Raw genomic sequence first — 14,034 nt, 5'->3', positions numbered from 1 at the left:
TTCTTGCTCTTCTTGTTCACGGTTGCTTCGGTCATAGGACGTTGTTTCCGTTATCGTCTCATGACCTCGGCACACTAAAATTCTGACAGGCTCCACGGTCGGGCAGCGAGCGCCGCCGACCGGACTCCTTCAGTCAGGCTAAGCCTGCTTCACATCGAACTCATGCACACGGCGGCGGCAATCGAGCCCAGCACCAGCACCACGCCCACCGTCTTGCGCTTGTTCAACTCCGTCCACAGCAGCACGCCCGTGAGCGACAGCAGAATGAGGCTGCCCGCGAGCGTGTCGATCAGCAGCACCCAGCCGACGCTCAAGCCGACGCCCTTGTGCAGATTCGTCAGCATCGCGAGGAAGGTGTTTTCGCTGCGCTTGACCGTCACGTAACCATTGCCGACCCAGTACTCCGCCGACGTGTTTTCATGCGGCGATGCGAAATTCAGTTGCCAGTGCTCGGGCTGGACGACGCTGCGCTCGCCCCACGCGACCGGATGCGCGGGCTCCTTCTGCACGCGCCCCGGGTTGCCGGCGATCTTCAGTTCGTGCTTGAGCCACTTGCCCAACTCACGCGGCGTATCCGGCGCCGGTTGCGGCAACGGCACCTGCAACACCGACACTTGCGGCTCGCCGGTCGACACTCTCAGCGGCCCGCCGCGATGGTTCAGAAAGAACCCCGTGGTGCCGAACAGCAGGCCGAGCGCCGCGCCCCACAAACCCACCCAGCCATGCACCTTGCGCAGCCATTTGATGAAGCTCGCGCGGCGCGAGCGCTGCTGCCGCGACTTCAGGTCACCGCTGTCGAGTTGTTGCGGCTCGCGCGCGGCGCGGTCCACGCCGGCCGCCGGCTGCATGTCGATCGTGTCGGGGACGCTCACGTTTCACTCCAGGTACGCAGTAGATTGTGATAACAGCCGACGAGGCTGCGGCGTGCGGTGTCGTCGGCATGGGTGGCATTCAGGCGTTGAATCGCGGTGTCCATGTCGAACAGCAGCGCGCGTTGCGTATCGTTGCGCACGAGGCTTTGCACCCAGAAGAAACTGGCGATGCGCGCGCCGCGCGTGACCGGCGTGACCTGATGCAGACTGGTGGCCGGATAGACGATCATGTCGCCCGCCGGCAGTTTCACCTGCTGCACACCGTAGGTGTCTTCGATCACGAGTTCGCCGCCGTCGTACTCGTCGGGTTCGGAAAGGAACAGCGTGACCGACACATCGGTGCGCAGCTTCACGCCGTTGGGCAGCACGCGCACCGCCCCGTCGACATGACTGCCGAACTGCATGCCGCCTTCGTAGCGGTTGAACAGCGGCGGATACACCTGGTTGGGCAACACCGCGCTGATAAAGAGCGGATTGCGCTCGATCGCCGCGAGAATCACGTCGCCGAGTTCACGCGCCACCGGCGTGTGCTCGGCGATCTGCTGGTTGCGCTTGACCGGCGCGCCCTGATAACCGGCGGTCGCACGGCCATCGACCCAGGCGTCGCCGGCCTGCTCGAGCCGTTCGCGCACGAAACGCAAGCGTTCGGCGTCCAGTACTTTCGGAATCTGCAGCAACATGATGTTTCCTTTGCATCGGGCTCGGCGGTTTCGCCGAAACCGCTGAGCCTACCGTATCCGCCCTGTCCGTATCAGAAGCGGTAGTCGAAGGTCGCCAGCAGCGTGCGTCCGATACCCGGCACCGAGCGGCCGCCGTCCGACGGAATCAGCGCGTCGAAGTACGCCTTGTTGGTCAGGTTCAGCAGGTTCAGACGCACGTCGAACTTCTTCGCGTGATAGGCCGCGGTCGCGTCCCAGCGTGTGTAGCCCGGCACCCGCACGTAGTTGGTGTTCGATGCATAACGCGGCGACATGTAGATCGGGCCGCCGCCGATTTCCCAATGCGGCGTGATCGCGTAGGTCGTCCAGAGCGTGAGCGTGTTGCGCGGCGTGTTGGCCGGCGTGTGGCCTTGCGTGCCGTCGAGCGCCTTGAGGATCACCGCGTCCATGTACGTGTAGCCGCCGAACACCTGCCACTTGTCGGTGATGTGGCCGGTCACGCCCGCCTGGAAACCGTCCACGCGGATGTCGCCGGCGAGTTCGTACTCGGTCGGCGAGACCTGCGTGCGGGCGTTGTCCATTTCCTCGCGGAAGAACGCGGAGGTCACGGAGATATTGCCGCCGAACAGATCCCACTTGCCGCCGACTTCATACGATTTGGTCGATTCCGGTGCGAGGTTTTGCGTCAGGTTCGTCACCGTCAGGTTTTCGAGCGACGGGTTGAACGACGTGCCGTACGACACGTAGTACGACTGCCAGTCGGTCGGCTGGTAAATCACGCCCGCGCGCACGCTGGTGAAGAAGTTGGTCTGACTCGCGTAACCCGGCGCGCTGATCGAGTTGGTGATCGATGCCTGGAAACGATCCCAGCGCAAGCCGCCGATCACCTTCCAGTGCTGGTTCAGGGAGACGGTGTCGTTCAGGTACGCGCCGATTTCGGTCGCGCCGGAGTTGGCGTAGTTGCCGACCGTGGTCGTCACGTTGGACGGCGTATCCATGATCGGCGGATTCAGCATCGGCACGATCGGCAGGTTGTTGCGCGTGTACGCCTGGTTCGAGTAACTGTCGTGACCGATCTCGAAGCCGGCGATCAGGTCGTGCTTGATCGGCCCAGTGTTGAATTTGTATTCGAGCATCGTGTCGTTGTAGATCGCGCGGTTCTCGATCACACGGTCATGGCTCTGCAGCTTGATGAACAGCTGCGATGGCGACAGCGTCGTGAAGTTGCCGTTGGTCAACGCGGTGCTCGACGACAGCGGCCCGGTCAGCACCGCCTGCGGCGCGGTTTCGCGCGCATCGGTCTCCGAGTGCGAGAACTGCGTCTGGTTGGTCAGCGTGAGCGCGTCCGAGAACTTGTGCTTGATCGCGGCGGTGAAGATCTGCACGTCCTGGATCGTGCGGTCGTCGGTCAGGCCGTAGAAGGTGTTTCTCGGCACCGGCGACGGAGCGCCGTTCAACGCCTGGATGCCGTAGTCGGGCATGTCGTGGTTATGCTGGATCAGCGCGGACAGCGTCACCTCGGTCGGCGTGCCGATGCCGAAGCGTACTTCCGGCGCGATGCCGAAGTCCTTGTTCTTCATCACGTCGCGCGTCGAACCGAGGCTTTGGCCGAATGCGTTCAGGCGAATCGCTGCGGTATCCGTGAGCTGGTGGTTCACATCGACGGTGGTGCGGTAGCGGTCGTCGGTGCCGACCATGCCCGAGACTTCCGCGAAGTCCTTCAACTGCGCCTTCTTGGTCACCTGATTGATCACGCCGCCCGTCGAGCCGCGGCCGAACAGCATCGACGACGGGCCGTACAGCACTTCGAGCGATTCCAGATCGAAGGTGTCGCGATAGTACTGGTTGCGGTCGCGAAAGCCGTCCAGATAGATGTCGTTCTGTGCGGTGAAGCCGCGCAGGTTGATGTTGTTGCCGATCTGGCCACCTTCGGCGGCGCCGATCGTCACGCCGGGCGCGTTGCGCAGCGCATCCGTAAACGACGTCGCGCCTTGCGAGGCGAGCAGGTCTCGATTGATCACGGTGACGGTTTGCGGAATATCGCGCAATGCGGTCGGCGTCTTCGCCCCCACCGTCGAGCGTTCCGCCTGGAAGTCCTGCTGCTCGGCCTGCGCCGCGACGCCGATGGCGGGCAGCGTACCGCTGTCGGCGATGGCGTTGGTCGATGCGCCTGCGGGTGCGCTTGCCGGATTTTTATCGGCCGTTGGTTGCGACGCGGCTTGAGGCGCGGTCTGCGCGACAGCCGGTGTCGCAAATGGAATGGCAAAAGCTAGCGCTAACGCAGTCGCAAGCGGCGTGTGGTTGAACATTGGAAATCCCGTCAGGTGTGCGCTTGCCCATTCGCATGTCTCCCATGGAATAGGTGGCAAGCCGCATTTGGCTGGCTTCCGGTCGCCTGAACTGAAGCGGCAGTGACGGGATGGCTGGCTGGTGGCAATAGTCAAATGAGAATCGCTATCATTCCACATGTCCCAAATCGCATCAATCGCGCGCGGTGTTACCTCGCGTAATGGAATTGTTTCCGTCTTTTACGGACGTATGGACTTCGTAATTTTTATTCCGCTGAAGATAGCATTTTATTACGATATGTAATTCACGATTCGCGGAATTCGAATACCAGCAAGCCGACAATCCTATTGGATTTCAAGTACAAACTTTCAATTAAATAACAAAATATAAGCGCCTACAGCCAACATTTATTCGCAACACCATTTATCATTTTTGCAACACTGTCCCCCCTTCTGTCCCGCTCATTTTGGAGTTGTTGATCATGCAATACCGTCAATTCGGCCGCACCGGCCTGACCGTTTCGCGTCTGTGTCTCGGCACGATGACCTTCGGCCTGCAAACCGAGGACGAAGTCTCGCATCGTATCCTCGACACGGCGGCGGACGCCGGCGTGAACTTCATCGACACGGCCAATGTGTATCCGCTCGGCGGCGACGAGCAGATTGCCGGGCGCACGGAGGAGATCATCGGACGCTGGCTGAAGGGCAAGCGCGAGCGCTTCATTCTCGCGACCAAGGCGGTGGGCAAGATGGGACCGTCGGCGTGGGACCAGGGTGCGTCGCGCAAGCATCTGCTCGATGCGATCGACGCGTCGCTGCGCCGGCTCGGCACCGACTACGTGGACCTCTACCAGCTCCACTCCGACGACGCGAACACGCCGCTCGACGAAACGCTCGAAGCTCTCGATACGATCGTGCGCTCAGGGAAAGCGCGCTATATCGGCGTATCGAACTTTCTCGCATACCGGCTCGCGCGCGCGTTGGGACGCGCCGACGTGTTGCGCGTCGCGCGTTTCGTGTCGGTCCAGCCGCGCTATAACTTGCTGTTCCGTCAGATCGAACGGGAGTTGCTGCCGCTGGCCGCCGAGGAGCAACTGGCCGTGATGCCGTACAACCCGCTGGCGGGCGGCTTGCTGACAGGCAAGCACCGGCTGGATGCCGCGCCGGAGAGCGGGCGCTTCACCGAAAGCGTCGGCAAGGCCGGTGCGATGTACCAGGAGCGGTACTGGCACAAGCGCGAGTTCGAGACGATCGAACAACTCAAGACGATCGCGGCGCAGGCCGGCGAGTCGTTGACGCGGATTTCGCTCGCGTGGGTGCTGGCCAATCCGCTCGTGACGTCGGCGATTATCGGCGCGAGCCGCGCGGAGCAGTTGAGCGATACGCTCGCGGCATCCGAACTCGTGCTCGATACGCAGATCAAGACGCAACTCGATGAAGCCAGCGTGCAATATCGCTGGGGAGACGCGGCCAGATAAGCCGCGCCAGTTTCACGGCGGTTTCGCAGCGGTTCCGCAGCGGCGTGGCGACGCGACCCAGCACCGCCCCGCCGCGAGTCGGGCTGCGTCAGCGCCCATATCGCAGCACCGTGCTCGTCGCGGCAATCACGTGATCCTTGATCGCCGCGAGCAACGCATCGCGGGTCAAGCCGGCCGGCAATGCATCGGGCGGCAGATCGAGCGCAAAGACCTGGACGACGTAGTGATGCGGCACGTCCCCGATCGGCGGACACGGCCCGTAGTAACCGGTAGCGCCCGTGCGATTCGTACCGGCGACACTGCCGGGCGGCATGGCCGCACCCGCTGCCAACCCCGTCGTCGACGGCGCGATGCCGTACAGCACCCAATGCACGATGCCCAATCCCTTCGCGCCGTCGGGATCAAAAATCGTGACCGCGAAACTCTTCGTGCCCGCGGGCGCATTACGCCATTGCAGCGCCGGCGACACGTTGCCGCCGCCGCAATTGTTGGCGCTTGCCGCATGGCTCGAATCGAGCGCGCCGCCGTCGGCCAGACCGGGCGATGCGACCGCGAACGCTTCCACCGCGTACGCCTGCACGCTCGCGAACGCGAATACCACGCAGGCACTGGCGCAGCGCAAACGCCGTGCAAAGCCGCTTTGCGTCATTGTGTATCGCCCCTCGTCAGAACTTCACCGCAGGGCGTCATTTGAACGGCCCGCTGCGTTGATTCGCTTCGGGCAACTGCCGCGTTTCGCGCAGCGAGCGCGGATGCCATAAGCGCGCGCCGCCTTCGATACCGGCATCGTTCGAGACGGTTGCCACGTTCGCCGGCAGATCGAAGTTGAGACGCGCCGCGTTGCCGCCGCCGATCCACAACTTGTCGTAGTTCACCAGCGATTCCAGAATCCCGATCACCTTGTGAACGCGCCGGTTCCAGCGCTTGTTCCCCGCCTTCTCGCGCGCGGCCTCGCCGATGTACTCGTCGTACGCGACGCCCTTCTTGCTGACCGGATGATGCGCGAGTTCGAGATGCGGCATCAGCTCGCCGTCGCGGAACATCGCGGTGCCCGCGCCGGTGCCGAGCGTCAGCACGAATTCGAGGCCATGTCCTTCGATTGCGGCGAAGCCTTGCATCTCGGCGTCGTTGATCATGCGCACCGGCAAGCCGCCCAGGCGCTGCGCCAACGCGTCGGCCAGCGGGATATCGTGCCAGCCTTCGAGCCCGAAGTGCGGCGCGGTCAGAATGCGGTTGTTGCGCACCACGCCCGGAAAGCCGATTGACATCAACGTGGGCGGCGCCTCGTCGACGAGCGGCGCGACCAGCTTCGCCAGCGTATCCACCAGCTGATCCGGCGTGCACGGATGCGGTGTGGCCACTCGCACACGTTCGGTTTTCATCTGGCCGTCCGCGTCGATGATCGAGGCTTTCAGGCCGGTGCCGCCGACGTCGATTGCCAGAATCCGCTCGGCGCTGCCCGCGACTTTCGTCTTGCCGGCTGTCTTGCCTGATGTCCTGCCTGATGTCTTGCTTGCTGCCGTACGTTTAGCCACGGTGTCCCCCGTTAAGTTGGTGCGCGTGTTGGCCTTACTTCTTCCCGACTGGATTCCTGTTCAACGGCCGCCATGCATGGCCATCGCGTGCGAGCAGCGCGTCGGCCTGCGCGGGGCCCTCGCTGCCGGCCGCATAACCGTGCACCGGCATGGCGCCGCCGCCTTTCGGATGCAGCACGTCGTCCACCGCGCACCAGCTCGTTTCGATGCTGTCGGCGCGCTGGAACAGCGTCTCGTCGCCGAGCATGCAGTCGTACAGCAGCGTCTCATAGCCGACGTTCGCGCTCGCCGCGAAGAAGTCCGCATAGTCGAACGACGATTGCACCGCGCCGATCTGCATCACCGGCCCCGGCGTTTTCACGTTGAAGTCGAAGCTCGTGCCGTGCGCGGGATCGATGCGCAAGGTCAGCACATTCGGCGTGAGCGCGTCGACCGGCGTATCGCGAAACAGGCGGAACGGCACCGGCTTCAGTTGCACCGAGATTTCCGTGCGGCGCGCGGCGAGCCGCTTGCCGGTACGCAGATAAAACGGCACGCCGGCCCAGCGCCAGTTCTCGACGAACACGCGCGCCGCCGCGTAGGTCTCGGTCGTGCTGCCGGGCGCGACGTCTGGTTCCTCACGATACCCGACACCCGCCGCGCCCTTGTCGTATTGCCCGAACACGACGTCGTCGGGCGTGAGCGGCTGGATCGCGTCGAAGATTTCGGCTTTCTTGTCGCGCACGGCTTCGGCGTCGAATGAATTGGGCGGCTCCATCGCGACCATGCCGAGCAACTGGAACAGGTGGTTCGGCACCATGTCGCGAAACGCGCCCGTCTGCTCGTAGAACTTGCCGCGCCCTTCCACGCCGATCGTTTCCGCCGCGGTGATCTGCACGCTGTCGATATATTCGCGCCGCCATACCGGTTCGAACAGCGCATTCGCGAAACGCACCGCGAGAATGCTCTGCACGGTGTCCTTGCCGAGAAAGTGATCGATGCGATACACCTGCTCTTCTTTTGCATACGACAGGATGTGCGCGTTCAGATCGCGCGCCGAGGCGAGATCGGTGCCGAACGGCTTCTCGATCACGAGACGGCGGAAGCCGCTACCGTCATTCCCCTCGCCTTCCTTGAGCAACCCCGCCTTGCCGAGATGCTCGACGATCGGTTTGAAAAAGCGCGAGCCGACCGCGAGGTAGAAAATCACGTTGCCACCGGGCGACTGCGCGAGCTTCTGCTTGAGCTTCGTGAAGGTGTCGTCAGTTTCAAATTCGCCGGCCATGTATTCGAGGCGTTGCGCGACCCAGTCCCATGCCTGGTCGTCGAGCTTGCCGGCGTGGAAGGTGCTGGCTTTGTCGGCGGCGAATTGCTGGAGCGACTTGTGCAGATCTTCGCGCCACTCGGGCGTCTCGCGCTCGCCGTGATTGACGCCGATGATTTTCATCGCGCCATCGAGCAGGCCGTCCACCGCGAGGTTGTACAGCGCGGGCATCAGCAGCCGCTTGGTGAGGTCGCCGCCGGCGCCGAAGATCACGAGCGTGCAAGGCGGCGCGGGCCGCTTGCCGGGTGGCGACGCCGGTGCATCGTGTGGACTCGCGCTGACCTTGCAGCTCGGCGCCTGAGCGGCGGCGGGATGATCGGAAGCCTGGGTGTTCGGTGTAGTCGACATGGGATTCACTTGAGGAAGCCAATGGAACGGACGTGGCGGTACATGAAAGACCACGCTTGAACCCACACAGTTCAAAAACGATCACGCCAGTTGCAAGATGCGCGGCGTTACAGAGCCACAGGGCCGATCTCATCCCGCAGCGTGCGGGTCGGCCGCGGCCCATTACTTGGTCACTGGATCTGCGACTGCGGGCTCGGGTGCGGGCTTGAGCACGCGTGCCGGGGTTGCGGTTTGTGCCGCAGCCCCAACCGCCGACCCGGCCGCCATGGGAATCGGCGCCCGCTCCGGCTCGCCCGCGAGCGGTACGTTGCCCGATGCCGCCATCGCACGCGGCTGCAGCAGCAACGCGACCAGCCCGCTCCAGCCGGTCTGGTGCGAAGCGCCGACGCCGCGTCCGTTATCGCCGTGAAAATACTCGTGGAACAGGACCAGATCAGCCGACTTCGGGTCGGCCTGCAACAGCGGATACGCGCCCATCACCGGCCGCTCGCCGTCCTTGTTCTTCAGAAACAGCGTGGTCGCGCGGCGCGCGAGTTCGTCGGCGATTTCGCTCAGCGAGAACTTCTGCCCCGAACCGGTCGGGTATTCGACGCGGAACTCGTCGCCGTAATAGCGGTGAAATTCGTATAGCGATTCGATCAGCAGATAGTTGACCGGCATCCACACCGGACCTCGCCAGTTCGAATTGCCGCCGAACACGCGCGTGTCCGATTCCGCCGGCAGATACTTGACGCAGAAACTGTTGCCGTTGTGATTGAACACGAACGGCTGATCGCGATGAAAGCGCGACAGCGCCCGCACGCCGTGATCGGACAGGAACTCGCTTTCGTCGAGCGCGCGCCGCAGCAACGCTTTCATCCGATGACCGCGTAGCAGCGACAGCAGCAGCGCGTTGCCCTTACCGGGCTCGTTCCAGCGCGACACCAGCCTCGCCAGATCCGGCCGATGCTCGAGGAACCACACGAGCCGCTCGCGCAGGCACGGCAGCTCGCCATGCAGACGCTCTTCGAGCACGTGCACGGCGAACAGCGGAATCAGACCGACGATCGAGCGCACCCGCATCGGCACGTTGCTGCCGTCGGGCAGGCGCAGCTTGTCGTAGAAGAACTCGTCTTCGCTGTCCCACAGGCCCGTATCGCAGCCGTCGTCGCAGCTCACGGCTTCGGCGATATACAGGAAGTGCTCGAAAAACTTCACGCCGATATCGACGAACACGTGGTTCGCATACGCGAGTTCGAGCGCGATGCGCATCAGGTCGAGCGCATACGCGGCCATCCATGCGGTGCCGTCGGCCTGGTCGATGTGGCCGCCGGTCGGCAGCGGCGACGAGCGGTCGAAGATCCCGACGTTATCGAGCCCGAGGAAGCCGCCCTGAAATATATTGTGGCCGTCGGCGTCCTTGCGGTTCACCCACCACGAGAAATTCAGCAACAGCTTATGGAACACGAGTTCGAGAAAATCGCGATCCGCCTTGCCGGTCATCGCGCGATCGATCTCGTACACACGCCATGCGGCCCATGCATGCACCGGCGGGTTGGCGTCGCCGAGCGCCCATTCGTAGGCGGGCAGCTGGCCGTTCGGATGCTGATAGCGGTCCTTCACCAGCAGCAGCAACTGACGCTTCGCGAACGCCGGGTCGATCAGCGCGAACGCGGCCGCATGAAACGCGAGGTCCCACGAGGCGTACCACGGGTATTCCCACTTGTCGGGCATCGACACGATGTCCGCATTGCACAGGTGCCGCCAGTCCGCATTGCGGCCGTGCTTGCGGCTCGCGGGTGGCGCGGGTTGCAGCGGATCGCCCTGGAACCAGCGTTGCACGTCGTACTGGTAGTACTGCTTGGACCACAGCATGCCGGCGAGCGCCTGGCGCTGCACGAGGCGCGCGTCGGGATCGGCGATCTCGTGTTGCAGCGCGCCATAGAATTCATCGGCCTCGGCGATGCGGCGCGCGAACAGTGCGTCCGCGTCGAACTGCACGTCGTCGGGCGCCGACTGCGGACGCCAGCGCAGGTACACCACCGCGCGCCCGTGCGGACCGAATTCGAGCGCCGCATGTGCGCCGGCCTTGGTGCCGCCGTCGTGACGTATCGCGTGCTGGTCGCCATGCACGAGATAGTCGTTGAAGCCGTCCTTGAACGGGCCAGCGCCGTCCGTGTTGAACAGACGCTTGACGTTGGTGTCGTTCTCACAGAAAAGCCACGCGAGCTGCGGCGCGTCCTTCGACCACGCCGTCACGACAATCGGTTCCTGCCCATGCTGACGCCCGATCAAATGCGCGTCACCGTTGTGGTCCGTGCCGGCGAGCAGCGACGGCTTGTCCTTGTTCTCCTTCCACGACCACGAATTGCGTGCCCAGATTTGCGGCAGCACGTCGAGCGACGCGGATTCGTCGGCGCGATTCTCGATCGTCACGCGCATCACGATGTCGTCGGGCGCGTGTTTCGCGTATTCGATCTGCACGTCGAAATAGCGCAGATCGTCGAACACGCCGGTATCGAGAATCTCGTACTCCGGCATGTCGCCGCCGCGGCGCGCGTTTTCCTGTACCAGATCCTCGTACGGGAAAGCGGCGTGCGGGTATTTGTAGAGCATCCGCATGTACGAATGCGTCGGCGTGCCGTCGAGATAGAAGTACAGCTCCTTCACGTCCTCGCCGTGATTGCCTTGAGCGTTGGTGAGGCCGAACAGGCGCTCCTTGAGGATCGGATCCTTGCGGTTCCAGAGCGCGAGCGACACGCACCAGCTCAGCTTGTCGTCGCCGAACCCGGCGATGCCGTCTTCGCCCCAGCGATACGCGCGGCTGCGCGCATGATCGTGCGGGAAGGAGTCCCAGGCGGTGCCGTCCGGGCTGTAATCCTCGCGCACCGTGCCCCATTGACGCTCGCTCAGATACGGGCCCCAGCGCTGCCAGTGGGCGCAGTCGGCCGAGTGCAGGCGGGCGCCTTCGAGAGTGGCGAGCAGATTGGCAGCGCGCAGCGGTGGCATAACGTCGTCCTTGCTTCGGGCCTGGCGGTGGGACACACATCGTAGCGCGGTTTACGCGGCGATGGGCGCCAACCGGGCAAGCAGGTTCTCGATGCGCAGCAACTCCCCGAGCGACCACGCCTGAAACGGCGTACCGGCGGGCGTATGGGGCGCGTCGCCGTCGGCGATTTCGGACAGGTGGTCGAGACCCGTGTGATCGAGATGCGCGTAGAGCGGGTCGAGAAAGCGCGCTTTGGCTTGCGCGCGGGTCTGCTCCGTCACGCCGTGAACTCGCAGCCACGCTTCGACGAACGGGCCGAGCAGCCATGGCCAGACCGTTCCCTGATGATAGGCGCCATCACGCTCGAACGGAGAGCCGCCGTAGTGTCCGCGATACGCGGGATCGGACGGCGCGAGCGTTCTCAGGCCGAGCGGCGTGAGCAACTGCGCTTCGACCTGGTCGAGCACCGCGCGCGCCGGCGCGCCGTCGAGTAACGGGAACGGCAGGCCACCCACCGCGAAAATCTGGTTCGGCCGGATCGCGTGATCTATCGCGCCTTTCACGTGATCGACGTCGACGTTATCGAACAATGCCTGCGTGGACGGATCGACGAAGCGTTCACGAAACGCTTGCAACACTCGCTCGGCTGGTTGTTGCCACTGTGGGTTCCATGCTGCTGCAATGCGCAACGCGTTATGCCACAGCGCCTGCACTTCAACCGGTTTGCCGATGCGCGGTGTGACGACCCAGTCGCCGACTTTCGCGTCCATCCACGTGAGCTGCACACCGGGGACGCCCGCGCTCAGGAGACCATCGTTCGCGCAGGCGCGGATGTTCAAGCGCGTGCCGTTCGTGTAGCCGGTGAGAATCGCGTCGGCGGCCTGTTGCAGACGCGCGCGGGTCGCGGCAACTGCATGACCTGTGGCCAGATAATCGTGTACGGCGACGATGAACCATAAGGACGCGTCGACGGAATTGTATTCCGGCGTATCGCCGTAATCGGGGAAGCGGTTCGGCAGCATGCCTTCTGACAGCGTGGCCGACCATTGGAGCAGGATCGACTCGGCTTCGTCGAGGCGGTTCGCGCCGATCAGCAAGCCGCGCATCGCGATGAAAGTGTCGCGGCCCCAGTCAGTGAACCACGGAAAGCCAGCGAGAATCGTGCGGCCTTCGTTGCGCGAGACCACGTAGGCATCGGCGGAGCGTTGCAGGCGTGAGCCCAGTGCGTTGCGGCGTTGTTGTTCGATGTGGGCGAGCTCGGCGGCATGGGTGGCGGTTGCGCATGTGGACGCTGCCGCGCCCGCTGCATTCGACGCGTTGAGAACCATCACCGCTTCACCGTCGCTCAGATCGAAGCTGAACACGCCAGGCGTCGCGAGATCTTCGCTGAAGTCGAGACCGCGTTCCCGCTCGCGCACATAGCAGAAGTTGCGATACCAGTCAGGCGCGTGCATATAGACGCCATTCGTCGCCGCATGAATGGCGGGCAGGCCGTCATACGGTTGCCAACTGACGCATGCGCGATCTCCACTCGTCTGCGCATCGAAATTAAATGCCGCGTTTTCATGATGCAGCGCGTGATAATCACGACCCGACAACAACAGCCTGACCTTCAGCACGGGCGCGCTCATTTCGCCTGCCGCCGCAGCGCTTTCCAGGCGCCAACGCAAAACCGTTTCACGCGTCGCTTTACTGACGAGTACTTCGGCAATCAATACGTTCAACGTGTCGAGCTGAATGCGCCAGGTCGGCCACGGCGCAGTATCGAAGCCGGTGAGACTCGCACTCACATCCGGATAGATCACGTCCGGCACATACCGCTGCGAGCTCAACGGATAACGCCGCCCTCCCGCTTCCAGCCACGCCTCCACACCGTTGACGAGCACGACACGCCCGCCCGGCGCGCGCGTGGCGCTCAGCAGCAACGCGTGATAACGGCGCGTGCGCGACATGCCCACCGTGCCCGATGCGAAACCGCCGAAGCCGTCGGCTTCCAGCCATTCATCTTCGAGACGCGTGATGTCGAAAGGTCGTTGGATGCGTGTCATGGACTAACCGGTTATGCAAAGCCGCGAATCGTTCGGTATGCCAAAAGCATCAGGCAAATGGCATTACGGTGACTATTGTCCTTCTTATCACTTTCCACTTTCTTTCGAAAAACAAACGAATTAACGAAACTTATGCTGCTCGCAAACGTTTCACAATTATTTCTTGAAAGGAATAGAGACTGCACACGCTTTCACTCAACCGGATGCAGACATGAGAAGAGACAAACGCCTCGCGGGCGCCGCCTTGCTCGCACTCGCCACTTTTGCGTTGAGCGCTTGTGGCGCGGATGACTCTCCATCGACGGCAACGTCGTCGGCGCCTTCCGCCGCCGACGATCCCGCGCAACGTCCGGCGACCTTGTCGGCCGCGCTGCCCGACGCGTCCGCCCCGCTCGCGGCGAACCCCGTCGCCGCGTCCGATCCGATCACGCAAAACATGCAAGCCAGTCTCGCTGCCGACAACCAGCAAGTCGCACCCGTCATGCACTACGCCCCCGGCGACAGTGCCAGCAACAACTGACCTGCTTTTCACAGT

General features: G+C 63.4%; 10 protein-coding genes. 2 read left to right on the top strand and 8 right to left on the bottom strand.

What is annotated here, in order from left to right; genetic code table 11:
* Nucleotides 1–149: 149 nt before the first annotated feature.
* The 3 genes from ACZ9H4_RS34065 to ACZ9H4_RS34055 form a co-directional block, all read right to left on the bottom strand.
* Nucleotides 150–872 (bottom strand): PepSY-associated TM helix domain-containing protein, encoded by a 723-nt coding sequence (locus tag ACZ9H4_RS34065; protein ID WP_408154212.1) that lies wholly within the window; start codon nt 870–872, stop codon nt 150–152.
* Complete coding sequence (locus tag ACZ9H4_RS34060; protein WP_408142036.1) at nt 869–1,552, bottom strand: Fe2+-dependent dioxygenase; 684 nt, start codon at nt 1,550–1,552, stop codon at nt 869–871. The genes ACZ9H4_RS34065 and ACZ9H4_RS34060 overlap by 4 nt, the downstream gene beginning before the upstream one ends.
* Before the next feature lie 71 nt (nt 1,553–1,623).
* A complete protein-coding gene (locus tag ACZ9H4_RS34055; protein ID WP_476122562.1) occupies nt 1,624–3,840 on the bottom strand; it encodes a TonB-dependent receptor in 2,217 nt (738 codons plus the stop codon).
* A 461-nt stretch (nt 3,841–4,301) separates the two neighbouring features.
* Between ACZ9H4_RS34055 and ACZ9H4_RS34050 the strand changes: the two genes are divergently transcribed.
* Nucleotides 4,302–5,297 (top strand): aldo/keto reductase, encoded by a 996-nt coding sequence (locus tag ACZ9H4_RS34050; RefSeq protein ID WP_408154208.1) that lies wholly within the window; start codon nt 4,302–4,304, stop codon nt 5,295–5,297.
* 88 nt (nt 5,298–5,385) lie between these two features.
* On the opposite strand, the gene ACZ9H4_RS34045 is transcribed toward ACZ9H4_RS34050, so the two are convergent.
* The 5 genes from ACZ9H4_RS34045 to ACZ9H4_RS34025 form a co-directional block, all read right to left on the bottom strand.
* A complete protein-coding gene (locus tag ACZ9H4_RS34045) occupies nt 5,386–5,946 on the bottom strand; it encodes a YbhB/YbcL family Raf kinase inhibitor-like protein (RefSeq protein ID WP_408328022.1) in 561 nt (186 codons plus the stop codon).
* Nucleotides 5,947–5,983: 37 nt separating this feature from the next.
* Complete coding sequence (locus ACZ9H4_RS34040) at nt 5,984–6,832, bottom strand: ROK family protein (RefSeq protein WP_476122561.1); 849 nt, start codon at nt 6,830–6,832, stop codon at nt 5,984–5,986.
* Between the two features lie 34 nt (nt 6,833–6,866).
* Entirely contained in the window at nt 6,867–8,483 is a 1,617-nt protein-coding gene (gene zwf, locus ACZ9H4_RS34035) for a glucose-6-phosphate dehydrogenase (RefSeq protein ID WP_408142027.1), read from the bottom strand.
* A gap of 162 nt (nt 8,484–8,645) precedes the next feature.
* Nucleotides 8,646–11,471: an MGH1-like glycoside hydrolase domain-containing protein gene (locus ACZ9H4_RS34030; RefSeq protein ID WP_476122560.1), complete on the bottom strand. Its 2,826-nt coding sequence runs from the start codon at nt 11,469–11,471 to the stop codon at nt 8,646–8,648.
* Nucleotides 11,472–11,522: 51 nt separating this feature from the next.
* Nucleotides 11,523–13,499, bottom strand: a complete 1,977-nt coding sequence (locus ACZ9H4_RS34025) for an amylo-alpha-1,6-glucosidase (RefSeq protein ID WP_476122559.1) — start codon at nt 13,497–13,499, stop codon at nt 11,523–11,525.
* A 211-nt stretch (nt 13,500–13,710) separates the two neighbouring features.
* Here ACZ9H4_RS34025 and ACZ9H4_RS34020 point away from each other — a divergent pair, with 211 nt between their 5' ends.
* Nucleotides 13,711–14,019: a hypothetical protein gene (locus ACZ9H4_RS34020; protein WP_408142021.1), complete on the top strand. Its 309-nt coding sequence runs from the start codon at nt 13,711–13,713 to the stop codon at nt 14,017–14,019.
* Nucleotides 14,020–14,034 lie beyond the last annotated feature (15 nt).

Source organism: Paraburkholderia sp. TE9906, from assembly GCF_056279605.1.
The sequence above is the reverse complement of the archived record's forward strand: the minus strand, read 5'-3'. Positions and strand labels throughout refer to the sequence as shown.